A 26,269-nucleotide genomic window follows, 5' to 3' on the forward strand; every position below is an offset into this window, starting at 1 on the left:
AACATGCCCAGCGCCGACCCACAACGCTCCGACTTTTTCTGGCCCAGCTACGTGGACCTGATGACCTCTTTGTTCATCGTGATGCTGGTGCTGTTTGTGTACAGCTTCAAGCTATTCCGCGACCGGGAGCAGGAGCAGCGCCGCCTGTTAGGCGAGCTGAAGGTGAAGGCCAAAGAGCTGGAGCAAATCCAGCGCATCCGCGAATCGTTGCGGCGGCTTGAGGGCAACTACTTCCGCTACGACCCCAGCAACGAGCGGTACGAGCTGCGTGTGGACGTGCAGTTCAAGGCCGGCCGCGACGAGATTCAGGAGCAGTACAAGCCCGCGTTGCTGAAAGCCGGTGGGCTGCTGCGCCAGCGCCTACGCGCCATCCGCACGGAGCTGCCGGTGCGCTACCTCGTAATTGTGGAGGGCATGGCCGCCCGCTACCCGCAGGGCGACCCCCGCAACCGCCAGGAAGAGCAATCCACTTACCAGCTCAGCTACCGCCGCGCCCTCAACCTGCTGAATTTCTGGCGGCAGAACGGCGTGAACTTCACGCAGGACCGATCCGTCGAGCTCATCATTGGGGGCAGCGGTTTCTACGGTACGGGGCGCTACACCGGCCGTCGCGAAGGCGACAACAAGCGCTTCCTTATTCAGGTGATACCCAAAGTTGGGCGCATTGAAGGTGCCACGATTAAGGCCAAGTAGCGCGCCGTAGTGCGGACTTTGCAGTCCGCGTCCACGGATAGTAATTTCTGACCTAGGGATGCAGCGCAGTGTAGCGCGGGCTTGAGCCCGCGTTTGTCAGCACGAAATCGTCCGCGTGTTTTCGCCCGTTGCCAATCGTTCACGCCAACGCGGACTGAAGTCCGCGCTACACCAGGTGCACTAGGTCCGAAAACAGAAGTTACTATCCCTGGACGCGGACTACAAAGTCCGCGCTACGGCCGTGCCGAAACCGCTATTTTGCGTACCTCCTCCGTTATTATCCGTTCCTATGAAAGCATCCCGACCCATACTGAGCGCCACGCTGGCGGTGCTGGCGGCCTGCGGGCCTGCCAAGCAGCTGAATCAGCCCACTGCCACGGCGCCGCTTACCGAAAAACCCGTGACCGAAAACGCAGCTCCGGCCAAATCAGTGGCCAAACTTGATTACCCGAAAGCCCGGAAAGTCGACCACAAAGACGACTACCACGGCACCTCCGTAGCCGACCCGTACCGCTGGCTCGAAGACCCCGACTCGCCCGAAACCAAGCAGTGGGTGGAGGCCGAAAACAAGGTGACCTTCGGCTACCTGGCCCAGATTCCGTACCGCGACCGGATTCGGGAGCGGCTAACGCAAATGTGGAATTACGAGCGGTACGGCGTGCCGCAGGAGGAGGGCGACTACCTCTACTACCAGAAAAACGACGGCCTGCAAAACCAGGCTGTGCTGTACGTGCAGCGCAAAGGCCAAACCGGCGAGGGCGAGGTACTGCTCGATCCGAATAAGTTTTCGGCCGACGGCACCACGGCCCTGAGCGGCACCTACTTCTCCAACGACCACCGCTACATGGCCTACACCACCTCGGGTGGCGGCTCCGACTGGCAAACTATTCATGTGCTCGACCTGAAAACGCGCCAGCCGTTGAAGGACGAGCTGAACTGGGTGAAGGTATCGGGCGTAGCTTGGGTGAAAGACGGCTTCTACTACAGCGGCTACGATGCGCCCAAGGCCGGCGAAAACAAGCTGGCCGGTAAAAACGAGTACCACAAAGTGTACTTCCACAAAATCGGCACGCCGCAATCGGCCGATAAATTGGTGTACGAAAACAAGCAGATGCCCCTAGGTTTCCGCATTGCCTCCGTTACCGAGGACGAGCGTTTCCTGGTGGTGTACCTCACCGACGGCAAATCGGACGGCAACAAGCTGGCCGTGCGCGACCTCACCGATGCCAAGCAGGCCGGCAAGTGGATTACCCTAGGTTCGGATTACGAGTCGGACATTAACCTGGCCGGCAACGTAGGCGGCAAGCTGCTGCTCTACACCAACCACAAAGCCCCGCGCTACCGCGTGGTGAGCGTCGACCCGAAGCAGCCCCAAGAAGCCAGCTGGAAAAACGTGCTGCCCGAAACCGAGAACAAGCTCGAGGGCATCGACCAAGTGGGCGGCAAGCTGGTGGCTACCTACCTGAAGGATGCCTCGTCGCTGATTAAGGTGTACGACGAGCAGGGCAAGTTTCTGCACGATGTGCAGCTGCCGGCCCTAGGTACGGCCTCGGGCTTCGGCGGCCGTAAGGAGTCGAAAACGGTGTACTACGCCTTCACGTCGTTCACCTACCCAACCACCATTTACAAGTACGACCTAGGCACCAACCAGAGCACCGTGTTCCGGGCGCCGAAGGTGGATGTGAACCCGCAGGACTACGTGACCACGCAGGTATTCTACCAGAGCAAGGATGGTACGAAGGTGCCCATGTTCATCACCCACAAAAAAGGGGTGAAGCTGAACGGCCAGAACCCCACGTACCTGTACGCCTACGGCGGCTTCAACGTGTCGCTCACGCCGGGCTTCTCGGTGGCGCGCATGCTGTGGCTCGAGAACGGCGGCATTCTGGCCATCCCCAATCTGCGCGGCGGTGGCGAGTACGGCGAGGCCTGGCACAAAGCTGGCATGACGCCGAACAAGCAAAACGTGTTCGACGACTTTATTGCCGCCGCCGAGTATTTGAAAGTGCAGGGCTACACCTCGGCCGAGAAGCTGTCCATTGCCGGCGGCTCGAACGGTGGCTTGCTCGTGGGTGCTACCATGACGCAAAAGCCCGACCTGTGCCGCGTAGCCTTCCCGGCTGTGGGCGTAATGGACATGCTGCGCTACCAGAAGTTTACCATCGGCTGGAACTGGGCCCCCGAGTACGGCACCTCCGACAACTACGAGCAGTTCCAGAACCTCTACAAGTTCTCGCCGCTGCACAACCTGAAGCCCGGCACCAGCTACCCCGCCACCATGATTACCACCGCCGACCACGACGACCGCGTGGTGCCGGCGCACTCGTTTAAGTTTGCTGCTACCTTGCAAGAGGCCAACAACGGCCCCTGGCCGCAGCTCATCCGCATCGACGTGAATGCGGGCCACGGCGCCGGCAAAAGCACCAAGCTGCAAATCGACGAGTGGGCCGATGTGTGGTCGTTTGCCTACTACAACATGGGCCTGAATCCGTATCAGAACCTGAGGTAGACCCTAGGTGCTGATCTGATTTATAAACAAGCGCGTTCGGCAATGCCGGATGCGCTTGTTTATAAATCAGACCTAGTATGGCTAATAATATTTACCTGTTATGCCCGTAGTTCTAAGGGTATTCGTTTCGATTATTATCAGTGTGTTTTTTGCTGCGTTGTTCAGGCAATTAATGCCTGTAAAACCTGCCATAGCTTTTGCCACGCCAAGCGGAAGCATGGGTTTCATGCGGGCATGGCTGCTGAATTTTATAATGGAGCTGGTGTACTTTCTGCTACTGTATGTGCTGGGAGGTTCTTTGTTCGCGTTGATGGTTAGTGGTAAAAAAACCGACTTACACAAACCCGCGATATTGTATTTGGCAGGCGGATTAACGGCAGCTGTTATTTACGCAACGGTAACGTTTGGTAGCAATTCTACATTCAACCCAACTGAATTCTACGGCTCGGTTGTGGTCTACTTCCTGACCGGGGTTGTTTATGCCGTGGTTTACCACTGGCTACTACCCAAACAGGCGACACGCACGTAAGATGTTGTCTTCGCCTGTCACCCAAACATCCAAAGTGGCGTAGGCTACCTGCCGTAGGCTGTGTATCTTGCGCCGCGAAAACCGCCAAGCCTTGATTTTTTCCGCTCCGAATATGAAAAAACTGCTGATGCTCGGCCTCGTGGCCGGCGCTATGCTGTCGGTATCAGCCTGCAGCAACCCCGATTACGAAACCAACGACATCACCGCTGCTGAACTGCCCGCGTTGCCCCCGGCTGCTACTGGCAAAGACTCGGCTACTGTAGCCGCTGAGCTAGCTAAGCAGGAAATTTCGGCGCAGAACGCTACCGAAGCCATCAAGAAGCAGCAGCCCGTGATGTAAGCTTCGGCCCCGGCGGCCAACGAATTTACCTAGGCGCCCGCTTTCCCGAAAGGAGAGCGGGCGTTTCCTTTGTAGCCTTACTTAGCCCATTGCCATGCCTGCCCCCATCAACCTGCGCATCCGCCGCGGTACCGAAGCCGATTTGCCCCGCGTGCACGAGCTCATTGTGGAGCTGGCCGTGTACGAGCGCGCCCCCGACGAAGTAACCAACACCCTGGCCGACATGCGCCGCGACGGGTTCGGGCTCAATCCCATTTTCGGCTTTTTTGTGGCCGAAACCGACGAGCAGGGCATCCTGGGCATTGCGCTGTTCTACACCGGCTACTCTACCTGGAAAGGCCGCATGCTGTACCTCGAAGACCTGATTGTAACCGAGCAGGCGCGCGGCACGGGCATTGGCCGCAAGCTGTTCGATGCGGTGGTGGCCGAAGCGCGCCGCACCAGCGCCAACCGCCTGCGTTGGCAGGTGCTCGAATGGAACGAACCAGCCATTGGCTTCTACAAGAAGATCGGTGCCAACCTCGACCCCGAGTGGCACAACGGCACCCTTACCGTGGAGGAGCTGCGCGCCTACCGTTGCGACCCAGCCGTGGAAGCGGCCGTAACGCTGGGTTGATTTGGCTCGGCGTCTTTCCAGCGTAGGGTGGAGTCGGCGTCGGTAGCAGCCAAGCGGCGGCACAGCCTTAGGTGCACTGGTATGCTTAGCGCGATAAAACCCGTAAGCACCCACGTAGCGTTGGGGTGGCCGGGGACGGCCTCGGTTTGCACCACGTTGTTGGTGAGCTGGTACACGATGTTCATGCCCCAATGCATGCCCACAGTATACCACAACGAGCGCGTAAGCACCACCGGCAACGCCAGGCTTACGCCCACTACCAGCAGGAAAACCCATGTGGTGGGCCCATTGGCCAAGCGGTAGACGTGATTGAGCACGTAGAGCACCGAGGTGAAGACAATGAACTGCGCGCCCGTAAGCAAATGCCCGGCGTGGCGCTGCACGTAGCCACGGGTAAGCACGTCTTCAGCCATGGATGGCGCCAGCGTGCCTAGCGTGAACAACGCGGCCCCCGTCAACAAAGCCGGTAGCGGTGGCACGGCTACTATGCGCGTGATGCCCAGCGCCACGCACGCCCAAAAAGCCAAGGCAGGCAGCAGCAAGCCAGGTACAAGGCCAAGCAGCAGGTTACGGCCAAAGCCGTGGTGCCAGCGCAGCCCGAACGCACCTAGGCCCGAGTAGCCCTGCCACTTTGCTACCATGTGGGCGCCCAGCAGCATCAGCAGCATCAGCCCCAGAAACAGGTAATCGTTGCGGAGCCAGTGCTGCGAGCCTTCGGGCAGTTGGTAGAGCGCAAAGAGCACCAAAAAGCCGATGGCAATTTTCAGAGGCGAGTTCATAGCTGAAGAGGGTAGGAGCGGCGACAAATATAGTTGTGACTATATGCTTTGCTGCCAGCCTTTACGCCTGCGCATAGGCCGCTTCGGCCACCTTGTTTGCGGGGGCAAACACCCTTCGGAACGAGTAGAGCCACAGCAGCGAACCGCCCAGGTACACCCCGCCGGCTGCCAGCGCAGCACTTAGCCAGGGCTGGTGTTGCAACGTTAGCAAGAGCAAGCCCACCGAAGCCGCCAGCCGCAACGGCTCGAGCCAGTAGCCCCAACGCTTGGCCTCGAACAAGGCGCCGCAGGCCAGCGCTGCCCACGTGCACCAGCCGGCCACTAACCAGCGCAGGGCGGGCGTCATGTCCTTTTGGGTGAACAGGAAAGCCGCCGCCACGCCCAGCAGCACCACGTATTGGCCAAACACATACCAGTTGACGGTGGCCGGCGCGGTGGTGCAGTACTTCTGGTACGTGGCTACCTCCACCTCGGGCACTTGGTAAGGCCCACCTAGGGCGGCCGGTCGCCAGCCGGGCCGGCCGAACACTACCCGCAGCTTGTTGCCCAGGCCCGGCGTTTGGCGCAGCTGCTCGGCCATCTGAAAGTAGTGCCCAAAGTTTACCCACACGGGGTTCCAGGAGCGCACGGGCGTGGTAATGCCGTACACAGGCGTTTCCTCTTCCTCCTGAAAAGTGCCGAACAGCCGGTCCCAGATAATGAAGGTGCCCGCGTAGTTTTTGTCGATGTACTTGGGGTTGCGGCCGTGGTGCACGCGATGGTGCGAGGGCGTGTTCAGCACCCACTCCAGCGGGCCCAGCTTGCCGATGAGCTCGGTATGAATCCAGAATTGATAAAGCGTAACCAAGGCCGAGACGTACACGAAAAAGCTCGTCTCAAACCCAATAACAGCCAGCGGCAGGTAGAACATGAACGTGAACATGCCCTGCAACGAGCTCTGCCGCAACGCTACCGAGAGATTGTAGTCCTCGCTTTGGTGGTGCACCACGTGGCCGCCCCAGAAGAAGTTAATCTCGTGCGAGTAGCGGTGGGCAAAGTAGTAGCACAAGTCGGCCAGCACGAACAGCAGCAAGCCCGTAGCCCAAGTGCGCGGAATGTCGAACAGCCGAAAGTGCTCGTAAAGCAGCTCGTACACGCCTACCACTACCACCTTCAAAAACACGCCCGATATCTGCGACGTCATGCCGCAGCTGATGTTGGTGATGGCGTCGTGAAAGCGGTATTTCTCCTGGTGCTGCAGCCGCTCTACCAATAGCTCCGCGCCGATCAGGGCGAAGTAAATGGGAATGGACAGCACAATGGGGTTTAGGTTCATGGCGCGGACGGGGTGGGTGGTGTAGGGGTGAGGAATGTACACAGAAAGACAACGCTATGGTACCCTGCGCCAAACGCATACAAAAAGGCCGCCGCACCCAGCAGTAGCTAGGTGCGGCGCCCTTGTGTAGTAAGTGTAGGCTTGTGCCCGCAGCAGGGCTTAGTCGATTACCTCGAGTACGGTGCGAAACGATACGTACTGGCCCGGAAAGCGTGTTTCCAGGTCGGCGCGCAGGCCGGGGGCCGACACGCGCTGGTACTCATCGAGCTGCTCCATGTTGGTGCAGTAGTACTGCGCGGCGTACGTAAAGCCATCTTCTTCTTCGTTGAGCAAGCGCAGGAGCTGGCTTTTTACGAAGAAACCCGTGGCCATGACATCAGGCATGTGCACATCGCGCATAAAGGTTACCCACTCTTCGGCAACCTCCGGATCGACGCTGCTGGTTACGTTGTACAGGATCATAAGCAAGAAAATAAACGAGCAGGGTGGGAGGTTCCCGAAAAGGGCAGTACCTAGGTTAGCCAGCCGCTCGGGGCAAAGTTACACCCGCATGTGGTCGGGCCGGAACTGCTGTATCTGCTCGCGAATGGCACTGGGTGCGAGCTTCTGCCGGGCAGCAGCATCGGCCAGGGCAGGCAACTCGGCATCGGAAGCAAAGCGCAACGACAAAATCTGCCCTAGGCTGAGCTGTTGCTCCAGCGGGCCGAAGCTTTGCTGGGTGAGTTCGAAGTAACGTTGGCGCACTTCGAGGCGGGCAATGCGGTCTTGCAACTTTAGGGCGTAGTGCTGGCGCAGCATCACCAATGTCAGCAGCAAGAGAATGGCTATAGCCGCTATACTAAACCACAGCCGCGACTCCTGCGAGTCGGAGCCAGCTACGTCGGCGTAGCGCCGGCCGGTGTAAAACGCCATTACCAAGGCGGCGGGCAGCAGCACAAAGTGGTGCAGCCAGTAGTAGCGACGAGTAAAGCGGACTTCGGCCATGCGGTGCGGTGGAGTTAGGTTGCGGGTGGAAGAAGGTTACGGATTGGTACGACGCTGGGCTTTTTCTTCGTCACGAGCGGCACGCTCCCGTTCGCGCTCAAGGTTTTCCTTAGCCTTGTCGCGCTCCTTGCTGCCGGGCTTAGCCGTGGGCGAGTTGATTTGCGGCACCGCCGGCGGTGTAGCCGTGGCTACGGGTGGTGCGGTAGCGGTGGGCGTAGCGGCAGGGCGAGTATCGGAGGTTGGCGGTACCACTTGGGCCGAAGCGGCAAATGCCAGCAACAAGCCACCTAGGGTAAGAGCACCGGTGATGATTTTCATGGCAGTAGGGGAGGTAAGTATGCCATCAGTACGATTGTGGAGCCCTGGCAGTTCCGCCTAGGTCGGCTAGCTCACCTCCAGGTAATCGAGGTCTTTGCCGTAGCTCTCGGGCAAGGTGCTCACGGCCCAAAACGCCACCAGCAGCGAAAGCACGCCCACCACGGCGCCGCTACCGATGAGGTTGGGCGCCCCGTTGGGGCCAGCCAATGCCGCCGCAATACCATTGAACAATGGCACCAGCCCTACTACCGAGCCGCGCGCAAAGTTGGGAGCCGTTGTAGCTACCGTGGCGCGCAGGTTGGTACCAAACTGCTCGGCCGCTACCGTTACAAACAGCGCCCAGAAGCCCACCGAAATGCCAAGTACAAAGCAGCAAGCATAAAATACCGTAGGCGAAGCACCCCGGATACCGAACAGGTACACCGCAATCAGCACGCCACACAAAACGAGAAACAGCTGCAGCGCCCGGTTGCGGCTGCGCAGCAGCTGGCTGATGGTGCCGCTGGCAAAGTCGCCGAACACCAGCCCGAAATAGCACCAGAATACCGCCAGGCCGGCCGTTACCTCGCCCTGAATACCTAGGGCACGGCCAAACTCGGGCGCCAGCGTAATGAGGATACCGACTACAAACCACAGCGGTACGCCAATCAGCAAGCACTTGATGTACTTGAGCAGGCGCGGACCGTTGGTGAACAGGCTGAAGAAGTCGCCGCGGGCAACCTCTTGCTGCTTGGCCTGTTCGAACATGCCCGACTCGAACACGCTTACGCGCAGCACCAGCAAGGCCAAGCCCAAGCCGCCGCCCACAAAGTATGTATTGCGCCAGCCCAGCACCTCGCCCACCCAATAAGCCAGCATAGCGCCCGATACGCCCACGGTAGCCACAATCATGGTGCCGTAGCCGCGCTTTTCTTTGGGCAAGGTTTCGGCTACCAGGGTAATGCCTGCGCCCAATTCGCCGGCCAAGCCAATGCCGGCAATCAGGCGCAGCCAGGCGTATTGGTCGATGGTCTGCACGAAGCCGTTGGCAATGTTGGCCAGCGAGTACAGCAAAATAGAGCCGAACAACACCGACAGGCGGCCGCGCTTATCGCCCAGCACGCCCCACAAAATGCCCCCGAGCAGCATACCGCCCATCTGCATCGAAATGAGGTGGGTGCCTAGGTTGGTTACATCGGCAGGGGCCGTAATGCCAAGGTCTTTTAGGCTGGGCACGCGCACGATGCTGAACAGGATCAGATCGTAGATGTCGACGAAGTAGCCGAGAGCGGCCACCACCACGGCGGCGCTAAGTAAGCCGGTTGTTTTGGGAGCAGAAGTTGGTGGGGTAGAGATGCGAGCCATACGTAAACTGAGTGGAACTGCAGATTACGAAGAATTGGCTGGGCCGCAATGCGCTCGAGGTGCTACTCTGCCCGGGCTAGGCGTCGCAGCTGGCGTGCGTGCACGCACCCGGCTCAATCTGCACTGTAATGTGGCCGATGTTGAACTCGTCTTGCAGCTGGTGCTGCAGGTGGTGCAGAAACTGGCTGTCGGTGCCGCTGGGGCGCACCAAGTGGGCGGTAAGGGCGGTGTCGCTGGTGCTGAGGGGCCAAATGTGCAGGTCGTGCACATCGGTTACGCCGGGCTGGGCCAGTAAAAACTGCCGCACCGCCACCGGGTCGATGCCGTGCGGTACGGCCTGCAGGCTCAGCTGCACGGTTTCGCGCAGCAAGCCCCACGAGCCCACGGCCACTACCCCCAGTATGATGAAACTGATAGCCGGATCAAGCCACAGCCAGCCCGTGAAGTACACCAGCGCACCGCCCACCACCACGCCCAACGACACCAAGGCATCAGTGAGCATGTGCAGGTAAGCGCCCCGAATGTTGGCATCGCCTTGGTGCCCGCGGCTAAATAGCCACGCCGTGAAGCCGTTGATGATAATTCCTAAGCCGGCCAGCAGCATCACCACGGGCGCATTCACGGGCTCGGGGTGGCGCAGGTGGTTGATGGTATCCCACAGAATAGCACCTAGGGCCACGTACAGCAACGCCGCATTCAGCAAGGCCGCTTGTATGGAGGCACTCTTCAGGCCGTAGGTGTAGCGCTCGGTGGTGGGCTGCTTACCTAGGCGGGTGGCACCCCAGGCCAAGGCCAGGCTGAGCACGTCGGAAAGGTTGTGGCCAGCGTCGGAAAGCAGCGCCGAGGAGTTGGCCCACCAGCCGCCGGCAGCCTCGGCGGCCACAAACAGCAAATTCAGCCCAATACCCCAGCCAAACGCCTTGCCGAAGTGGGCCGGCGCGTGGTGATGGTGGTGCCCGTGATGGTCGTGGCTGTGCGAATGGTGGTGGTGTGCCATGGCGGTAAAAGTACGGCCGGCACTACCCAGCCGGCCGTACGAAATTTCAACCGCAACCGTGCAGAATTAGTTGAATTGCAGCGGTACTACTAGCCTAAAGCTTACGTTGCGGCCCATGTTGAACACGCCCGTACGGCCCGTGGCGTTGTTTACGGCCGTGTACTTCAGGCGGCTGAGGTGGTGCTGATAGGCCACATCGAACAGGTTGTTCACGCCGATCATCAGCGTAGCCAAGGTGCGACCTTTGCTGTTCGTTACATCTGTGCCGGCCCCTAGGTTTACCAGGGTGTAGCTGGGCGTAGCGGTTTCGGTTTCGAAAGCCGAGAAGATGCGGTTTTGGGCAAAGTTGTGCTCCACGCCGGCGCGAGCGTACACATTGGCCACGCGGCTAATGGCGCCTACTTTGCGGAAGTTCACGCGCAGCTCCGACTGCAGGCGGTCGGCGGGCGTAAAGGGCAGCCACCGCTCGCCCTCGGCTTGGCCCAGGCGGCGGGCCCGCACCATCGAGAAGGTGTTCTCGAAGTGCAGCCAATCGAGTGGGTGCGGGTGCAAATCGATGCTGATTTCGCCGCCATAGAGGTTGGCTTTGCCCTGCCCGTACACAAACACCCGGAACTCCTCGCCATCCTGCGTTAGCACCGAATCCTGCCCGGCCGCGTTGCCGATGCGGCGCGGGAAGATGAAGTTGCGGATGCGGTTGTCGAACGCATCGACGCTAAACGTCACGTGGTCGGTGTTCAGGCTGAAGCCTAAGTCGAGCTGGCGGCTGGTTTCGGCTTTCAGGTTCGAGTCGCCGATTTCGTAACGCGTGGTGCCCTCGTGCACGCCGTTGGAGGCTAGTTCGGCAATATTGGGCGCCCGAAAGCCGCGCGAAAGGTTGGCTTTCAGCACCAATTGCTCGGAAGCGCTAAACGCCCCGCCCAGGCTGCCCGACCAATTGCGGTAAGTATTGTCGAAGGCCAAGAACTTCGCTTCGGCGTTGGGCGAGTCGGGCGTGGTGGGCTGTTCGTCGGCGTCGAGCCAAAGCGCATCACCCGTAATGTGGCGCTCATCGTAGCGCAGGCCGCCGCTCAGGTCGAGCTTGCCTAGGGTGCGCTTGGTTACGCCAAACACGCCGCCATCGAACAGGCGGTAAGCCGGTATCAGAAACTCCTCGCCCAGGTTCTGGTTTTCTTGGCGCATGCCGCTCAGGCCCACAGTGGTAGTCCAGCCGGCAAGTTCGGGCAAGAAATAGCGCGCAGCATAATCGAGGGTGCGCAGCTGAAAGTACAGTGAAGGTTCGTTGGGCGCTTGCACCTCGCCAAACTCGCGCCGTAGGTTTTGCTGCCAGCCCACGTTCAGCGTCAGCCGCGACTGACCTAGGATGAAGTTGTTGTCGGTACCGATGCGCAGGTGGTTTACGCGCTGGCCCGGCACGTACACGTTGTAGCCGCGCAGGTCGCGGGCCGTTACGGGCACTTCATCAATACCCGAAGAGGAAAGTGTACTGGGCACCAGCTTCAGGAATTCGCCCGTTTCCTCGTCCCGCTCGCCCTCAATCAATCCCAGCACCTGGTTAAAAGAGGTAAACGTAAGGTGCGAGTAGCCCCAGCTTTTGTTCAGGCCCACGTAGCCGCTGCCGTCGAGTTCGCGGAAGGCCGAGTTGTACACCGGGCCATCGTAGCGGTTGCGGTAGGGGGCGGCGCGCTTGCTGGTGCCGCGTACCATCCAATTCAGGCCCTGGCGGTTGCCGGCCGTCATCAGCGAGTAGCCCTGCTGGCGGTTGTTGGTTTGGTAGTTGGCCATAACCGAACCCGTGATTTTGCCTTCCTCCACCGGGTCGGGGGCCACAAAGTTTACCACGCCGGCCATGCCATCAGAGCCGTAGAGCAACGAGCCCGGGCCTTTGATGATTTCGGCCCGGTCGACAGAGTACTCGTCCAATTCGATGCCGTGTTCATCGCCCCACTGCTGGCCCTCTTGCTTGGCGCCGTTGTTGAGCGTGATAACACGGTTGGCGCTCAGGCCCCGGATTACAGGCTTGCTGATGGCCGCCCCCGTGGTTATTTGGTTGACGCCGGGCGTGCGGGCAATGGCATCGACGATGTTGGTGCTGGCGTGCTGATCGAGTTCGGAGCGGTCGAGCACGGTGGTGGGCACCGGCGAGCGGCGCAGCTCGGTAGAGGCCGATACACCGGTAATTACCACTTGGCCAATTTCGGTTACGGTGGGGCTGAGGGCCAACTCCAGCGCTTGGCCATTGCCAGTATCCACAGTGCGCACCAAGGTGCCATAACCTAGGGAGCGTACTTGCACCAGAAAGCGCCCGCGTGGCAAGTTGCCAAAGCTGAAGCGTCCGTCGGCATCGGCCACGGTGCTTTGCTTCAGATCAGGAAACAACACAATGGCGCCGGGCAACGGCTGTTGGGTGGTGGCATCGAGCACGCGGCCCACCACGGCTGCCGTGGCCGGAGCTGCCGTGCGGGCTCGGCGTGGCGAAGGGGTTTGGGCCTGCGCCGTGGCCGCGAGCAGCAGGGCCGCGGCCAACAGTAAACGAGACATAAGCGGAGCTAAACGAGCGGGGAGGTGGCGAATGAACGAAGAAACAACGCTTAGGATGCATTCCGCAAAAAGAAAACACCGGCCATGAGCCGGTGTTTTCCCCCTATTTCTCCATAACCAAACCAAATGGAGAGAAATATGCGGGTCCTGAAAACCCGCAAGAGCCAATGCTCCTATGGTAAGAGTAGCAACTAGACTTTATAGTTGCCAGAAGTCATTTTTTTCTTCGGACATGGCAATAAAGCAATGCTCGGCTGATAACCAAGCTCTAGTGGCCACCTTCGTCTTCCACATCGGCGCCAACCAAGGCAATCCGGAGCGGAGCGCCGCTTACCGCGAAAGAGGTTTTTTCGGCCAGGTCGTTTTTGCTAAGCATGTGCACCTTGCCTTGCGGAGCATTGGTTACATACACGTAGTGGCGGCTGGCTACTATATAAGGAGTAGCGGCGGCCACATCGAGCAGGCTGCTAAGCGAGCGGCTGGCGCGGGGCGTGCCCGTGGCGGCATCGTACACCGAAAGCACGCCATCTTCGCCGAGGATTAGTATGGTTTCGCCTTCTTCATCGAGCGTGGCCCGCACAAACTTGCTGGTGGTGCCTACTTGCGTAATGCTGTTGGCGGCGGGGTCGATGCGGAATACGCCGTAGTTGTTGCGCGAACCCAGGAAGGTGCGCGCCTTTTTGGCGTAGTAAATGGTAGAAAGCCAGTTGCTGCCGGCATTGGCCGGGTAGGGTATGAGGCGCTGTTCGCCAGTTTGCTTTACTACCAGCACCCCGCTGGCCGAGCCGAACAGGGCCTGTTGCCCGTCGCCGGCGTCGCCGTGGATGCCTTGGGTAGCTACGCTCGGCCCGCTTACTACGGTGCCTTGCGTGTTCACAATCTTCACCTGCTCGGGCAAGGAGCCGCTCACGGTGTTGTTCTTGTGCGTAACGGCGTAGTTGCCGTTGTCGAACAGAATCATGGCGCCGTGGTGGGCGTCGCCGGTTACAAAGTTGCTAGGTGCTGCGAGGCTGTGCAGCTGGCCTTCGGCTACGTGGCTGATGGAAGCATTACCATCGTGAAAGATGCTAACCTTGTTATGCGAGGCATACACGTGCGAGGGTTTGGGGCCGGTAGCCTTGGTAAGCCCCCATTTGGGCGTACCTACCACGTGCACGTGGTCGTCGTGCCGATCAATACCTGTGTCGAAAAACTCCACCAAGTTATTGTTGGTATTGGCCACGGCTGCCCAGCGGCCGGTACCTACGGCATACAAGGTGCCACCCCCGTGCGTGGCTTGAAACGCGGCTTGTTCGTTTTTGGCGGGGTTGAGCAGGGTAATGGCATTGCTGGTTTTATCAGCTATTAACAGCCGCACATAGTTGCTCTCGGCTTCGGGCTTGGCTGCTTCGCCTTTGTCCTTGTCGCAGGAGGTAAACGAGAGGGCTAGCAGAGCAGCTACAAACGGAGCGATAAACGTCTTTTTCACGGTACAGAAAGAGGCAGAATTGTCGGAATATGAGAAAAGCGGGTCCCTAGCCGAGACCAAATCATGGCCTCGGAAAGCGTAAGTGGCAGTAAATCAGGAGTGGCCTCAGCGCACTGGAGCTTGGCCTAGGTGGGCTATTGCACGGTTACCGGAAAGGTTACTTCGGCATCGGTCGAGCCTTGATCGGCTTGCCCGTTTTTGGTGCCCGGCTGGTGGCGCAGCACAATCCGAAGCGTGCCCGTGGCAGCGGCAGTGGTTTGCACGCGCGTAGCCAGGCCCACTTCCAGGTTGTTCTTATCGCGGTCGGTGCGGGTTACGGTAAGCAAGTTGGCCGGCGTGGCGGTGTACACCACTAGGTGTTCGTCGTTTTCGGCCTGTACTTCGGTGGTAATGTTGCTGGCCGGATTCTTCGATTCGTCGAGGAAGGTTACAGCGCCTGTGTAGGTGGTGTTGGGGGCCAAGCGCAGCGAGCCGATAGTGGGCGCGTTGCCCCCGGCACCGTCTAGGTCTTTCCACTCTACCGTAACGGCTTGGCCACCGCTGCTGGGCGTAAGGGTGTAGCGTACGGTGGTAATCAGCTCGTTTTCGTCGTCGGGCTCGGGGTCATCGTCGTTGCCACAACCGGCAAGTAGCGGAGCGGCCAACAGAACAGCGGCGAGGTAGGGGCGGAAGAGTGTGGTCTTCATGGCGGTGAAAATGGAAAGAGTTAGAAAGTCTGAGAAGGCTAGTTGGCCGAAGCGCGCCGGCTGAAGTTCAGGGGCGCTTGCAGGCGCAGCGTAATGTTGCGGCCCATGTCGTCGGCGAAGTAGCGGAAGCGGTTCAGGTATTCGCGGTACCGTTCGTTCAGCAGGTTGGTGCCGGTTAGGCTCAGTTGCACCGGCAGGCCGCCTAGGTGCACGGTGGCACCCACCTCGGCGCCAAGCAGGCCGTAGCCATCGGGGGCGGGCAGCGGGTCGTAGAGGGCGCTGGGTACGCGGGTTTGGCGGCGGGTAGCACCTAGGCTTAGTTGAGCAAATCGTTGGGTAAGGCGGCCATCGGGGCGGCCCGCCCACTCGCGGCGCACAGCCAGCTCGAAGCGGTCGGCCGGCACGTACACCAAGTAGTCATCGAGCAGCAGATTGCGGGCCCGCACCAGCGCTGCTTTGCCGCTCAGCAGCCAGCCCGCAGCCGGGGTATAGCCTAGGGTGGCATCGAGGCCCCGGAACACGGCATCGGTTTGCTGATAGCGCCACGGCCGGAATACCCCCTGAATGGTGGTAATCGGCTGCCCGATTACTTGGTAGATGTAGCCATCGATGTAGTTCTGGTACACGGTCAACTCGCCATTCAGGCGTGGGTTGGCGTGCAGCGTAGCCGTCAGATTCAGGTTACGAGCCGTTTCAGGCTGCAACTGCGGCGCCCCGGCTGGGCGCGTTACGTCGTAGCCTTCCTCGTACAGGCCGTTGCGTACACCTTGCGCATAACGCTCGTTGGGCGCAGGTGCTCGGCGTACCAGTGCGGCATCGGCCCGCAGCGTGAGGTGTGGCGACACCTCGTACACCGCGCCCACCGAGGCCGAGGGCGTCCAGAGCTGAAAGCGTTTGCGCTCCACTCCGTAGAACAGGCTAGAATCGGCCTCGAAGCCACGCGTGAGACGTTTGGTAGCCAAGTCGCGGCGGTCGAGGCGCAAGCCTGCTTCCAGGGTCAGCTGCCCGTGCTGCCATCGCTCAATGGCTAAAGCCCCGCCCACCCAGTTGTTGTAAAACGGAATGAACTGCCGGCTGCCCGGCGCATAGCGGTTGTGCTGGTACGTGCCGCTCAGCCCCACGCTTCCGCTGAAGTTGCCTAGGTGCGGATGCTCCCAGGCTACATCGGCAGTGGTGGTGTAGTTGAGGTAGCTGAGCTGCGGCAGGTTTTTGCGGCCGGCACTGCTGCTGCCGCGCACCACGTCGTACTCGTCGCGGTAGTCCTGCTGATGCGCCACCGTAGCCGTTAAGCGGCCGCCGTGGCCGGTTTTCACAAAGCCCGTCAGCTTGGCTAAGTCGTGGCGCACCTGTTGGTACGGCCGCGCTATGTCGTAGCTGAACGAGCCCAGCCCCACGGGCCGGCCGCGCTGGGTAGCGGTTTCCAAATCGGCGAGGTTGCCCACAGTGGCTGCCTGCAAAATGCCTATGCGCGAGTTGAACTGGCTGTAGAACGCCTCTATGCCGTAGTCATCCTTGCGCCAACCTAGGGCAGCGGCAAAGTTTCGCTCGCGGTAGGCAGTATTCTCGAGCCAGTAGTCGGGCGTGCGGGTGTTGCCGGCTTGCTTTAGCGTACCCTGCACGCGCCAACTTAGGGCAGGCAAGCGGCGCGAGTTGCCATCGACGGTGGCGGCTACGGTACCTAAGCCGTTGTTGCTGGCGCCAACCAGGTTTAGCTCGGCGCCCACACCGGCCGAGTCGCGTAGGGGTTTAGGCTGCACTAGCACCACGCCACCCACGGCATCGGAGCCGTAGCGCACGCCGGCGGCACCTTTTACCACGGTTAGCTCGGAGGCCACAAACGGGTCGATTTCGGGCCCGTGTTCCTGCCCCCATTGCTGGCCCTCTTGCCGCACGCCGTTGTTCATAATGGCAACGCGATTGGAGTGCAAGCCGTGGATGATAGGCTTGAACACGCTCGGGCCCGTTTGGATGGCCGATACCCCGGCAATCTTTTGCAGCGCCTCACCTAGGGCTTGGCCGCGGGTAGCCTGCAAGGCTTGCCCCGAGAGCGTTCCGGACGCTTGGGTTTGCGGCTCGGCTACCCGCTCGCCGCGCACCACAGCGCTACGCAGCCGAATAGCACTCGGGTGCAGGGCAAAGTTGCGCACCGTAGCCGCACCCACGCGCAGCTCGGCTTCCTCGGTTTCGTAACCCACGAAGCGAACCTGCACGCGGTAGATACCGGCGCACACATGAAAATGAAAGTGGCCTTCCGAATCGGCTTGGGTGGCCTCTTGCGTCGGCAGCAATACTACCGTAGCGCCAGCCAGCCCTTCGTTCGATTCATGGTCCGTTACGCGGCCGGCCAAAGGCAAGGTGCACGTGCTTTGGGCAGCAGCCCCACGGGCTACGCCCCAGCACAGCCCCGCCCAAAGCAGGACCGCCGCAAGGCGGAAAAGCATGAAATTGAGGAAAGATGCCCGAATACTAAACCGGGGTGCCGTGCCGCATTGGCGCTGCCGTAACAGTAGCCCAGGTGCACAACATGCCCATACCCAACTGCTCGGCAGCTTGGGTGTTCGTAGGTTAGGCGCGGGCCGGCGGGCCTCGGAGGTACGCCGCAGCAGGCGTAGTGCTTTCCCACACCGATTGGTGCAGCTCGGCTTTCAGCGGAGCATAGCGGTGCAATACCGGTTGCAGCACCAGCTCCGGCGTGGGCTGGAACGGCACGTCGTACAAGTGGTCGACGGGGCAGTGCTGGTGCTTGGCCGTGAGCAGGGCTTTATAGCCTCGGCCGGTGTGGGCTGCTTCTTTCTCGGTGTGCTGGTGGCGGTGCAACGCCAGTATAGCCGACTCCGGCAGCAGCACCCGCACAAAGCAGAGCAGCAGCAGAATGGCCAACTGTGAACGAAATGCACGCATAGCGGAGACGAAGCAGGTGCTTGAGCGGCTAAAGTAACGATAAACTCGAAACTACAACCACTAAGCCTTCCAAAGACAAGCTTGGCGAAGCGGGGTTGCAGCACAACGCAGTACTGATCTCGTGCGTAAATAGTTATACAATCCGTTCATCGTACCCCTACGCATCCCCACCCATGAAACAGCTTGTACACCGCTCTCTGCAATTGCTGGCCCGTTACCTGCGCGGCCACGCAACAGCCAACACCGTTGGCACCCCCGATCCATTGTTTGTGTAGCGCCAAAGCGTTGCCTGGACAGGCTTTCAGCCCGCCACAACCCTCATTCGCATAGGTTGCGGCAACATCCGGCAAGTAGCACCTGCAGGCGTTTGGCACGGCATTTTCTTTTGCCTTGTCAAACGCCTGATTTACTGTGATGGATGCTCTGTACTTCGATAGCTTAACGCTATTCCACGACCCCGCCCTGCGCTTGCTCTATCACCGGTGGCGCGGTACTTACAACAGCCATTTATTTCAGCCAGCTGTGCAGCACGTGAAAGGCTTGCTCGAGCAACTCAGCATTGAGTACTGGATTATCGATCTGAATGGGCTGCCTAACCTAGGGCTCGAAGACCAGTTCTGGATCAGCGAGGAGGTGCTGCCCCGGGTAGCTTGCCTGCCGCGGCTGCGCCAACTAGCGCTTGTGCTCAGCCCCAATGTGTACAATCAGCTGGCGGTAGAGAGCATCTTGCACCTAGGCGACGAGCACCTGCGTTTCGATGTACAGTATTTCTCCGACGCCGATTCGGCTTTCGATTGGCTGATTAATCCTACCAACTCACCGGCTACGGCCGCGCAGCCAATAGTGTCGGGGTTGGTAGCTTAGCTTGCCAGCTACCACGGTAGCTGCCAGTGGCGTAAGCGGGCTAAACAAGCTTTCTGACGCACCAAGCACAGCTTAGCAGGAGCAAATCTGCCAAGCTGGCAGCTTTAGGGCGGCCTGCGCTAAGTGGAATGAGGTTTGATTTCGGGGCCAACTGCGGCAGCCGTTTGTTGGCTGCCTTTGTACCCCCGTCAAACACATCTACCTATTACCTAACCGCCATGCAGGAAACCGGTAGCATCTCGATTCACACCGAGAATATCTTTCCCATCATCAAGAAGTTCCTGTACTCCGACCACGAGATTTTCTTGCGGGAGCTTGTTTCGAACGCCGTTGATGCCACCCAAAAACTGAAGAGCCTGGCGCAGCTGGGCGAGTACCAAGGCGAAGCCGGTGAGCTGAAGGTAACGGTGAGCGTGGACAAGGAGAAGCGCACTATCACCGTGTCGGACCGCGGCATCGGCATGACGGCCGACGAGATTAAGAAGTACATCAACCAGATTGCCTTCTCGGGCGCTACCGAGTTTGTAGAGAAGTACAAGGACAAAGACGCCTCGGCTAAAGACCAGATCATCGGTCAGTTTGGTCTAGGTTTCTACTCGGCTTTCATGGTAGCCAAGGAGGTAGAAATCTTCTCGAGGAGCTACAAAGAAGGCTCCGAAGCCGCCCGCTGGGTGTGCGACGGCAGCACCGAGTTTACCCTCGAAACTGCCGAGAAGGCCGAGCGTGGCACCGATGTGGTGCTGCACGTAGCCGAAGACTCCGACGAGTTCTTGGAGGCCACGCGCCTGCGCGGCATTCTGGAGAAGTACTGCCGCTTCCTGCCCATCGAGATTGAGTTCGAAGGCACGGTTATCAACCAAACGCAGCCGCTCTGGACCAAGCAGCCCTCCGAGCTGACCGACGAGGATTACACCAAGTTCTACCAGGAGCTGTACCCCTTCTCGGAAAAGCCGCTGTTCTGGATTCACCTCAACGTCGATTACCCCTTCAACCTCACGGGCATTCTGTACTTCCCGAAGGTAAAAGACGAGCTGCAGCTGCAGCGCAACAAAATTCAGCTGTACTCGCGCCAGGTGTTCATCACCGACGAGGTGAAGGACGTGGTACCCGAGTTCCTAATGCTGCTGCACGGCGTGCTCGACTCGCCCGATATCCCGCTGAACGTGTCGCGCAGCTTCCTGCAGGCCGATGCGAACGTGCGCAAAATCAATCAGTACATCACCAAGAAGGTAGCCGATAAGCTGGCCGAAATTTTCCGCAAGGAGCGCAGCTCGTTCGAGGAGAAGTGGTCGGATATCAACCTGTTCGTGAAGTATGGCATGCTGTCCGACGACAAGTTCTACGACCGCGCCAAGGACTTCGCGCTGCTGCAAAGCGTAGCCGGTAAGTTCTACACCTTCGGCGAGTACACGGAGCTGGTGCAGGCCAACCAAGTGGATCAGAACGGCCAAACCGTGCTGCTCTACACCACCGACGAAGAAGCCCAGCACGCCTACGTGGTAGCAGCCCAGGAGCGCGGCTACGATGTGCTCAACTTCAACGGCCCGCTCGATCCGCACTTCATCGGCTTGCTCGAGCAGAAGCTGGAAAAAACCACCTTTAAGCGTGTGGATGCCGATACCATCGGCAAGCTCATTGAGAAGGAAGAAACCGCTGAAAGCGTACTCTCCGACGACGAGAAGACCAAGCTGCAGGAGCTCTTTGCCAAAGCCATCAACAACGAGCACATGCACGTGCAGGTAGAAGCCCTGGCCCCGCAAGACGCCCCGGTTATCATCACCCTGCCCGAGTTTATGCGCCGCATGAAGGATATGCAGCGCGTGGGCGGCGGTGGCGGCATGGCCATGTTCGGCTCGTTGCCCGATAGCTATACCGTGAGCGTAAACGCCAACAACCCTGTAGCCCAGCGCGTGTTAAAGGCCGATGACGAAGCTGCTACCAAGCTGGCCAAGCAAGCTTTCGACCTGGCATTGCTAGCCCAAGGTTTGCTCAAAGGCGAAGCGCTGACCCAGTTTGTGAAGCGTAGCGCCGAGCTGCTGGCAGCCGAGTAATCAATTTCAGTTCCGGAGCGAAGCCGGTCTTGCAACTGCTGCGGTTGCGGGGCCGGCTTCTTTTTTGCGAAGTTGCCGTAAGCAGCGGCCCAGCAGCCTTCCTGCCGAGCTTGCCGTAGAAGCCACAACAGACCTAGGGCACTATCAAACCCTATCTTTACGTTTCGCTACCCAAACACCTTCCTGCTTACTTCATGCGTCTGTTTCGTCTGCCGACTACGCTGTTGCTGCTGCCGCTGATGCTGCTTGGGGCCTGCGCCAAGAAAACGGTATCCTTCAACAGCAAGCCCGATGCGGGTGCCGTGGCCCTATATGTGCCCGATAGCCTAGGTGGCATCCGCACCGATACGCTCGCCGCAACCCGCGACACAGTAAAGGCGCCGTCGCTCAGCACGGCCAAGAAGCTGAGCAAGGAAGAACAGCGCAAAGCCGAGGAAAAGCAGAAAGCCGCCCAGCGCAAGGCCTCGGCTAAGCGCAAGAAGAACGTGTTCCTAGGTGAGCCAATCAAGAAAGGCTTTACCAAATCGGGGCCGAAAGGGCGCAACCAGGTTATTGAGGTGTTCTACTACATGAAGGTGCCCAAGCAGCCCAATGCCTACGCACCTAGCAAGTGGTACTTTAACGTAGCCAAGCGCCGCCTCGAGAAAACGGCTTCGGCGGCCGAGGCCGACCCTGCCAAATACAAGGTGCTGCACGGCCCCTACAAAAAAATGCAGGGCGGTAAGGTGGTCGAAACCGGCTTTTATTTCGTAGGCACCCGACACTTACGCTGGGAGCGTTACAACAAGGATAACGTATTGCTCTCGAAGGTGCATTACGAGCAGGGCTTCCCGCGCGACGCCAACATCAGTTACTACGACGGCGGCAACACCATGGTGAAGGAAGTCATTCCGTATGTTGATGGCAAGCTTGAGGGCGAGTACGTAAGCTTCAAGCCCAACGGCCAGCTTGACTGGTCGGGCGAGTTCGAGAACGGCCGCAAAGTGGGTATCTGGACAAAGTACTGGGGCTTCCGCAACCGCCGACACTACGAGTACCAGTACGGCGACTCGGGCTACGACCCCGAACAGGAGCCCGTGCTTGTGAAAGAGTACAATCGCAACGGGGTGCTTATCTACGAGAAGGACAAGCTTGACAAGCGGGCCGAAGACTCCCGCAACTCCTTGGCGCCCCGGCGCAACTAAGCACCTATGCGGGTAGGCGGGCGTGCTCAGAATGCGTCCTCAAAAGCCTCAACCCGGAACCCGGCCGAGTTTGGTGTCAGCGCCACAATATCAAATCGGATATCAGCGTGCCAGTTGTGGCTGATGATGTACTGCTCGGCCGCCCGTCGGATGCGTTGCTGCTGCGCTGGCGTTACAAACTCTTCGGGGTAGCCGTAGCGCAAATCGGTGCGCACCTTCACCTCCACAAACACCAGCCTGCGCGCGCCTTCCTGCATAATGAGGTCTACCTCGCTGCGGCGGTAGCGGTAGTTGCGTGCTACTAGGGTATAGCCCTTGGCGAGGTAGTATTCGGCAGCGGCTTGTTCGCCGGCAGCACCTAGGGTAGGGGAGGACATGCTCAGAGTGGTTAGGCGCGCCAACACACGGGCGTTTTCTAGCCAAGCACTACCTGCGCCGCGCCAAAAATGTTCTGCCAACCTCGGCAGTAACCCAACGCAAACCAGAGTAACCTGGCAAGCTGCGGTCGTCAACCGCCAATTAGGCCTTACTTTTGTAGGAGATGGCGCCCTTCGCCTGCGTGTCCATGCAAACGAAGGGTATCCGCTAACTACCTGCGCTATGGAATCTGAACTGTTTTCGGCTTGCGTGCAGCCAATTGCTCCAGTAGCTCCGCAGCTTGCGCCGGCCCGGCCCGCAGTAGGCGCTAACACCCGCGTTGAGCTGCAGCGCCTAGGGCGTGTGGAGTATGCTCCTACATGGCAATACCAGGAGGAGTTGCTGGCGGCTACTTTGGCCGTGAAAACGCGCAACCGCCAAGCCGAAGACACCGGTGCTGCACCCGAGAGCACGCCTAATTACTTGCTATTCTGTGAGCATCCGCCGGTGTATACTCTGGGTAAAAGTGGCAAGCCCGAGCACTTGCTACTTGATGAGGCCGGTTTAGTTGCCCATGGTGCCACTTATCACCATATCAACCGTGGCGGCGATATTACCTACCACGGACCTGGTCAGCTCGTAGGCTATCCGATACTCGACCTCGAGAATTTCAAGCCGGATATTCACCATTACCTCCGCACTTTAGAGGAAGCGGTAATCCGTTTACTGGCTGAATATGGGTTAACGGCAGGGCGTATTGCTGGGCTTACCGGTGTGTGGCTCGATTTCGAAGAAGGAGCCCCCAACCCGCGCAAAATCTGTGCTATGGGCGTGAAATGTAGCCGCTGGGTCACCATGCACGGCTTCGCGCTCAATGTAAATACGGACCTCTCGTACTTCGGCTACATCGTGCCGTGTGGCATCACCGATAAGGCGGTTACGTCTTTGCAGCAGGAACTGGGTCGAGAAGTGCCTCTGCGCGAAATAGAAGACCGGTTGCTGCCCCATTTGGCCGAACTAATGGGAGCCGAAATCGTTGAAAACGCCGCATGAAAGAAGACATCAAGTTTGATCCGGTAGAGGGCGTCTCGGTAGCCGTAGTGCCCGACGATGCTGCTTCTGTTGAAGTAGGCAAACCTGGGTGGCTGGTGTACCTGCTCAACCACAACCGTTTTCCGCTCCAAAACGTCATCGTCAGCTCCAATGGCTACGGCGTCGATACCGAGGGCCATAACGTGCGTACGTCAACACTCCGCCACCACTTTTCTGAAATTGAAGAGTATTCGGCGGTGCCCATCGAGCCCATCGATCCGGCACTGTTTCATCTGAACAACCAATACTGGGTCAGTTACTACATCGGCAACCAGATCTTCGACAAGAAATTCATCTTCGTGCCCGATTCGATTGTAGCTGAAAACCTCATCCCAATTTCCTTGCTCGGACGCGAAGGCGTACTGCACAGCTAGCAACCTTCGGCTGCTGTTGCGTAACTTTACTCGTCTCACTCCCGACATATGACTCCAAACGGCGTAACGCTAGGGCTAGCCTTCTTGTGGGCCTTTTTGGTGGCGTTATTCGCCGTGCCTTCGGTGATTTATATTGCCCATCTGAAGAACATGCTCGACCTGCCCAACAAGCGGACGGTGCATGCTTTACTTACTCCGCGCCTAGGTGGCGTGGCCATCTTTGCCGGTTTCATGTCGGCCCTCACCATTTTCGCCGACCTAGGCAATGGTATTCAGCAACTGCTCGCAGGTTGCATTGTGCTGTTTTTCGTGGGCCTGAAGGACGACTTGGTATCTATTTCTCCCGCGAAAAAGCTGGTTGGTCAGCTGCTCGCTACGGGTATTGTCATGTTCATGGCCGATATCCGCATTACCAGCTTCCAAGGTATTTTCGGCATTCACGAATTACCCGACGGCATTAGTTATGCCTTTACCTTCCTGGCAATTGCAGGTATCACCAATGCCATAAATTTGATTGACGGGCTCGATGGTTTAGCGGGTTCCATCGTCATTATTATCGTAAGTACTTTTGGATACTATTTCTATCAGTACGGTGGTGCTGCTTTCGGTAATTACGTATTTGTATCAATCTGCGTAATTGGCGGAATGCTGGGTTTCCTGCGCTATAACTTCCACAAAGCCACCATATTTATGGGCGATACTGGCTCATTGCTTTGTGGATTTATTGTATCGGTACTAACAATTCAATTCATCCAAATGGGGCTGCATACGGATCAGCCATTTGGTTCTGCCAATCCATCGGTAGCGGCTGGTATTTTGTTTGTGCCTTTGTTCGATACGCTTCGCGTATTCGCCGTACGTGTACTCAACGGTACCTCGCCCTTCACCCCCGACAAAAACCATATTCACCACCGGATTTTAGCTATGGGTTTTCAGCAAATCAGCACAGTGCTGCTGCTGGCTTTGCTCAACTTGGTGGTCATTTTGTTCGTCATCAACTTTAGTGACCTAGGCAACACTCTGCTGATTGCTGGTCTGGTTGCTTTCTCGTTGTTGTTGAGTGTCTTTCTCGGAACATACCGTAGCCGCAGCGCGCAACAACGAGTTGCTTCGTAAGCTCTTTCTGAGTCCTTGGCGAACGTGGTTGCTGGTGCTGCTTCTGAGCATCAGCTCCCGGCTGTCCTATGCCGTTGAATATCGGCCCTTGCCACCCACTGCACCCGTTGGTTTAAGCAACGATTGGCTGATTTACGACAACGCCAGCAACAAACTGGTGCTGTACCTGCCCGGCTACCACGCACCTGCCCGGGCTTACTACCAATGGATAGTGCTACGGCCTAACCAGCCGTTCCGCATTACGTTTGCGGCACGTCAAGACCTAACGTTATTTATCGATAATCAGCTTGTATTCACTGCCAAAACATCAGGCAATTACACGCTCGATGTCGCAGACATATTGCCTAAGCCCATTAATTATGGGCAACACCTGTTATGCATTTGGCATCCATTAGCTGCTCCCGATTATACTTCTTTCTCCAACAGCTTCACGCCCGAAACAAAGTCGGCTTCGTTTGTTAAATCTAATTGGTGGCAACCTCAGCTCCGGGTGGCAGTGCACCAAGGCGAAAACGTTTTTCTCTGTTTTCTACTCCTGATTGGCTTGCTGTATGGGGCAATACGCACAATTTATCGGCCTGGCTTTGCCCGTATATATGAGCTGTGGAGCAACGTACCGGGTGAGCAAAACTTTCTCACCCGGCCCACTATTACATGGCTGAACGTTTTATTAGTGCTTATTTTCTCCTTATCGTTTGGCTTACTAATTGTTGCCATTCACACCAACGTTCAAAACATTGTTATATTAAAACAACTATTTTCTGTCTCTGAATCAGGCTTAGTAGGCCGTGTGTTGCTTTATGCTGTACTTATTTCTGTATTCGTTTTTGCAAAAGCTGTATATCTATCGTTAATGGGTTATATATTTGATTTGTCATCTTTAGTCTTGGTTCAGTATAGAGAATTTGTACGCAGCCTTCTATTCATGGGATTGTTTCTGCCCATCGTGATGTTGCTATACTTGGTGCTGAATCAATCTTGGCCCGAAGGAGTGCTTTGGGTATCTAATGGGGTGGTTTCTATGATGTTGCTTGCAACAGTAATTAGAGTTGCCCGCACGCTGAACCGCCGGATGTCGCTGCTAAATCTGCATTTGTTTTCGTACCTTTGCGCCACCGAAATCATACCCTTGACTGTGTTGCTCAAGTTGTTGGTTATCACTTATTAGGTTAACAACGGCTTGTCCTTTCGTCCACAGCTTCATTTCGTAT

25 protein-coding genes are annotated in these 26,269 nt (G+C 58.3%); 12 read left to right on the forward strand and 13 right to left on the reverse strand.

Going from position 1 to position 26,269, the window contains the following annotated elements:
- Nucleotides 1-3: 3 nt before the first annotated feature.
- The 5 genes from ASU33_RS16175 (at nt 4) to ASU33_RS16195 (ending at nt 4,687) form a co-directional block, all read left to right on the forward strand.
- Complete coding sequence (locus ASU33_RS16175; RefSeq protein WP_059071879.1) at nt 4-693, forward strand: hypothetical protein; 690 nt, start codon at nt 4-6, stop codon at nt 691-693.
- A gap of 289 nt (nt 694-982) precedes the next feature.
- On the forward strand, nt 983-3,202 hold the full coding sequence (locus ASU33_RS16180; protein ID WP_059071880.1) for a prolyl oligopeptidase family serine peptidase: 2,220 nt from the start codon (nt 983-985) through the stop codon (nt 3,200-3,202).
- Nucleotides 3,203-3,302: 100 nt separating this feature from the next.
- The gene (locus ASU33_RS16185) at nt 3,303-3,731 is read left to right on the forward strand and encodes a hypothetical protein (RefSeq protein WP_059071881.1); all 429 of its coding nucleotides are present in this window, start codon (nt 3,303-3,305) and stop codon (nt 3,729-3,731) included.
- A 112-nt stretch (nt 3,732-3,843) separates the two neighbouring features.
- Nucleotides 3,844-4,071 carry a hypothetical protein gene (locus ASU33_RS16190; protein WP_149867273.1) on the forward strand — a complete coding sequence of 76 codons (228 nt, stop codon included), beginning with the start codon at nt 3,844-3,846 and terminating at the stop codon, nt 4,069-4,071.
- Nucleotides 4,072-4,165: 94 nt separating this feature from the next.
- Entirely contained in the window at nt 4,166-4,687 is a 522-nt protein-coding gene (locus tag ASU33_RS16195; RefSeq protein WP_059071883.1) for a GNAT family N-acetyltransferase, read from the forward strand.
- Here ASU33_RS16195 and ASU33_RS16200 read toward each other — a convergent pair.
- The 12 genes from ASU33_RS16200 to ASU33_RS16255 form a co-directional block, all read right to left on the reverse strand.
- The gene (locus tag ASU33_RS16200; protein ID WP_059071884.1) at nt 4,642-5,466 is read right to left on the reverse strand and encodes a CPBP family intramembrane glutamic endopeptidase; all 825 of its coding nucleotides are present in this window, start codon (nt 5,464-5,466) and stop codon (nt 4,642-4,644) included. The genes ASU33_RS16195 and ASU33_RS16200 overlap by 46 nt on opposite strands.
- A gap of 61 nt (nt 5,467-5,527) precedes the next feature.
- Nucleotides 5,528-6,823, reverse strand: coding sequence for a sterol desaturase family protein (locus ASU33_RS16205; RefSeq protein ID WP_286130607.1), 1,296 nt, complete (start codon nt 6,821-6,823; stop codon nt 5,528-5,530).
- 117 nt (nt 6,824-6,940) lie between these two features.
- Nucleotides 6,941-7,243, reverse strand: a complete 303-nt coding sequence (locus ASU33_RS16210; protein ID WP_059071886.1) for a DUF4286 family protein — start codon at nt 7,241-7,243, stop codon at nt 6,941-6,943.
- Between the two features lie 78 nt (nt 7,244-7,321).
- Nucleotides 7,322-7,765 (reverse strand): DUF6526 family protein, encoded by a 444-nt coding sequence (locus ASU33_RS16215; protein ID WP_059071887.1) that lies wholly within the window; start codon nt 7,763-7,765, stop codon nt 7,322-7,324.
- A gap of 36 nt (nt 7,766-7,801) precedes the next feature.
- Nucleotides 7,802-8,083, reverse strand: a complete 282-nt coding sequence (locus ASU33_RS16220) for a hypothetical protein (RefSeq protein WP_059071888.1) — start codon at nt 8,081-8,083, stop codon at nt 7,802-7,804.
- 66 nt (nt 8,084-8,149) lie between these two features.
- Complete coding sequence (locus tag ASU33_RS16225; RefSeq protein WP_059071889.1) at nt 8,150-9,427, reverse strand: MFS transporter; 1,278 nt, start codon at nt 9,425-9,427, stop codon at nt 8,150-8,152.
- Between the two features lie 76 nt (nt 9,428-9,503).
- Entirely contained in the window at nt 9,504-10,424 is a 921-nt protein-coding gene (locus ASU33_RS16230; protein ID WP_059071890.1) for a cation diffusion facilitator family transporter, read from the reverse strand.
- 66 nt (nt 10,425-10,490) lie between these two features.
- Nucleotides 10,491-12,965 carry a TonB-dependent receptor gene (locus tag ASU33_RS16235; protein ID WP_059071891.1) on the reverse strand — a complete coding sequence of 825 codons (2,475 nt, stop codon included), beginning with the start codon at nt 12,963-12,965 and terminating at the stop codon, nt 10,491-10,493.
- 268 nt (nt 12,966-13,233) lie between these two features.
- Nucleotides 13,234-14,433 (reverse strand): hypothetical protein, encoded by a 1,200-nt coding sequence (locus tag ASU33_RS16240; protein WP_059071892.1) that lies wholly within the window; start codon nt 14,431-14,433, stop codon nt 13,234-13,236.
- Nucleotides 14,434-14,567: 134 nt separating this feature from the next.
- Nucleotides 14,568-15,119 (reverse strand): hypothetical protein, encoded by a 552-nt coding sequence (locus tag ASU33_RS16245; RefSeq protein WP_059071893.1) that lies wholly within the window; start codon nt 15,117-15,119, stop codon nt 14,568-14,570.
- 38 nt (nt 15,120-15,157) lie between these two features.
- The gene (locus ASU33_RS16250; protein ID WP_059071894.1) at nt 15,158-17,560 is read right to left on the reverse strand and encodes a TonB-dependent receptor; all 2,403 of its coding nucleotides are present in this window, start codon (nt 17,558-17,560) and stop codon (nt 15,158-15,160) included.
- Between the two features lie 124 nt (nt 17,561-17,684).
- Nucleotides 17,685-18,020 carry a hypothetical protein gene (locus ASU33_RS16255; protein WP_059071895.1) on the reverse strand — a complete coding sequence of 112 codons (336 nt, stop codon included), beginning with the start codon at nt 18,018-18,020 and terminating at the stop codon, nt 17,685-17,687.
- A gap of 414 nt (nt 18,021-18,434) precedes the next feature.
- On the opposite strand from ASU33_RS16255, the gene ASU33_RS16260 reads away from it, so the two are divergent.
- The 3 genes from ASU33_RS16260 to ASU33_RS16270 all read left to right on the forward strand — a co-directional run bounded on the left by ASU33_RS16260 (nt 18,435) and on the right by ASU33_RS16270 (nt 22,119).
- Nucleotides 18,435-18,884: a hypothetical protein gene (locus ASU33_RS16260; RefSeq protein ID WP_059071896.1), complete on the forward strand. Its 450-nt coding sequence runs from the start codon at nt 18,435-18,437 to the stop codon at nt 18,882-18,884.
- Nucleotides 18,885-19,102: 218 nt separating this feature from the next.
- Nucleotides 19,103-20,935 carry a molecular chaperone HtpG gene (htpG, locus tag ASU33_RS16265; RefSeq protein ID WP_059071897.1) on the forward strand — a complete coding sequence of 611 codons (1,833 nt, stop codon included), beginning with the start codon at nt 19,103-19,105 and terminating at the stop codon, nt 20,933-20,935.
- Nucleotides 20,936-21,129: 194 nt separating this feature from the next.
- Nucleotides 21,130-22,119: a toxin-antitoxin system YwqK family antitoxin gene (locus ASU33_RS16270; RefSeq protein ID WP_059071898.1), complete on the forward strand. Its 990-nt coding sequence runs from the start codon at nt 21,130-21,132 to the stop codon at nt 22,117-22,119.
- A 26-nt stretch (nt 22,120-22,145) separates the two neighbouring features.
- Here ASU33_RS16270 and ASU33_RS16275 read toward each other — a convergent pair whose 3' ends face one another.
- Entirely contained in the window at nt 22,146-22,496 is a 351-nt protein-coding gene (locus ASU33_RS16275; RefSeq protein WP_059071899.1) for a YraN family protein, read from the reverse strand.
- 223 nt (nt 22,497-22,719) lie between these two features.
- Between ASU33_RS16275 and lipB the strand changes: the two genes are divergently transcribed.
- The 4 genes from lipB (at nt 22,720) to ASU33_RS16295 (ending at nt 26,226) form a co-directional block, all read left to right on the forward strand.
- Nucleotides 22,720-23,529 carry a lipoyl(octanoyl) transferase LipB gene (lipB, locus tag ASU33_RS16280; protein ID WP_078063191.1) on the forward strand — a complete coding sequence of 270 codons (810 nt, stop codon included), beginning with the start codon at nt 22,720-22,722 and terminating at the stop codon, nt 23,527-23,529.
- Nucleotides 23,526-23,942 (forward strand): hypothetical protein, encoded by a 417-nt coding sequence (locus ASU33_RS16285; protein ID WP_059071900.1) that lies wholly within the window; start codon nt 23,526-23,528, stop codon nt 23,940-23,942. The genes lipB and ASU33_RS16285 overlap by 4 nt, the downstream gene beginning before the upstream one ends.
- Before the next feature lie 150 nt (nt 23,943-24,092).
- Nucleotides 24,093-25,058 (forward strand): MraY family glycosyltransferase, encoded by a 966-nt coding sequence (locus tag ASU33_RS16290; RefSeq protein ID WP_286130609.1) that lies wholly within the window; start codon nt 24,093-24,095, stop codon nt 25,056-25,058.
- A complete protein-coding gene (locus tag ASU33_RS16295) occupies nt 25,003-26,226 on the forward strand; it encodes a DUF4271 domain-containing protein (protein ID WP_078063192.1) in 1,224 nt (407 codons plus the stop codon). The genes ASU33_RS16290 and ASU33_RS16295 overlap by 56 nt, the downstream gene beginning before the upstream one ends.
- The last annotated feature ends 43 nt before the right edge of the window (nt 26,227-26,269 follow it).

It is taken from the genome of Solirubrum puertoriconensis (assembly GCF_001483135.1).
In the GTDB taxonomy this organism is placed as follows: domain Bacteria; phylum Bacteroidota; class Bacteroidia; order Cytophagales; family Hymenobacteraceae; genus Solirubrum; species Solirubrum puertoriconensis.

Coding starts and splice junctions, on each gene's coding strand:
- ASU33_RS16290 (WP_286130609.1), top strand. CDS start 24,093: ATGCTCGACCTGCCCAACAAGCGGACGGTGCATGCTTTACTTACTCCG.
- ASU33_RS16245 (WP_059071893.1), bottom strand. CDS start 15,119: ATGAAGACCACACTCTTCCGCCCCTACCTCGCCGCTGTTCTGTTGGCC.
- ASU33_RS16230 (WP_059071890.1), bottom strand. CDS start 10,424: ATGGCACACCACCACCATTCGCACAGCCACGACCATCACGGGCACCAC.
- ASU33_RS16180 (WP_059071880.1), top strand. CDS start 983: ATGAAAGCATCCCGACCCATACTGAGCGCCACGCTGGCGGTGCTGGCG.
- ASU33_RS16235 (WP_059071891.1), bottom strand. CDS start 12,965: ATGTCTCGTTTACTGTTGGCCGCGGCCCTGCTGCTCGCGGCCACGGCG.
- ASU33_RS16275 (WP_059071899.1), bottom strand. CDS start 22,496: ATGTCCTCCCCTACCCTAGGTGCTGCCGGCGAACAAGCCGCTGCCGAA.
- ASU33_RS16285 (WP_059071900.1), top strand. CDS start 23,526: ATGAAAGAAGACATCAAGTTTGATCCGGTAGAGGGCGTCTCGGTAGCC.
- ASU33_RS16210 (WP_059071886.1), bottom strand. CDS start 7,243: ATGATCCTGTACAACGTAACCAGCAGCGTCGATCCGGAGGTTGCCGAA.
- ASU33_RS16220 (WP_059071888.1), bottom strand. CDS start 8,083: ATGAAAATCATCACCGGTGCTCTTACCCTAGGTGGCTTGTTGCTGGCA.
- ASU33_RS16250 (WP_059071894.1), bottom strand. CDS start 17,560: ATGCTTTTCCGCCTTGCGGCGGTCCTGCTTTGGGCGGGGCTGTGCTGG.
- ASU33_RS16185 (WP_059071881.1), top strand. CDS start 3,303: ATGCCCGTAGTTCTAAGGGTATTCGTTTCGATTATTATCAGTGTGTTT.
- ASU33_RS16175 (WP_059071879.1), top strand. CDS start 4: ATGCCCAGCGCCGACCCACAACGCTCCGACTTTTTCTGGCCCAGCTAC.
- ASU33_RS16200 (WP_059071884.1), bottom strand. CDS start 5,466: ATGAACTCGCCTCTGAAAATTGCCATCGGCTTTTTGGTGCTCTTTGCG.
- htpG (WP_059071897.1), top strand. CDS start 19,103: ATGCAGGAAACCGGTAGCATCTCGATTCACACCGAGAATATCTTTCCC.
- ASU33_RS16195 (WP_059071883.1), top strand. CDS start 4,166: ATGCCTGCCCCCATCAACCTGCGCATCCGCCGCGGTACCGAAGCCGAT.
- ASU33_RS16225 (WP_059071889.1), bottom strand. CDS start 9,427: ATGGCTCGCATCTCTACCCCACCAACTTCTGCTCCCAAAACAACCGGC.
- ASU33_RS16190 (WP_149867273.1), top strand. CDS start 3,844: ATGAAAAAACTGCTGATGCTCGGCCTCGTGGCCGGCGCTATGCTGTCG.
- lipB (WP_078063191.1), top strand. CDS start 22,720: ATGGAATCTGAACTGTTTTCGGCTTGCGTGCAGCCAATTGCTCCAGTA.
- ASU33_RS16255 (WP_059071895.1), bottom strand. CDS start 18,020: ATGCGTGCATTTCGTTCACAGTTGGCCATTCTGCTGCTGCTCTGCTTT.
- ASU33_RS16270 (WP_059071898.1), top strand. CDS start 21,130: ATGCGTCTGTTTCGTCTGCCGACTACGCTGTTGCTGCTGCCGCTGATG.
- ASU33_RS16215 (WP_059071887.1), bottom strand. CDS start 7,765: ATGGCCGAAGTCCGCTTTACTCGTCGCTACTACTGGCTGCACCACTTT.
- ASU33_RS16260 (WP_059071896.1), top strand. CDS start 18,435: ATGGATGCTCTGTACTTCGATAGCTTAACGCTATTCCACGACCCCGCC.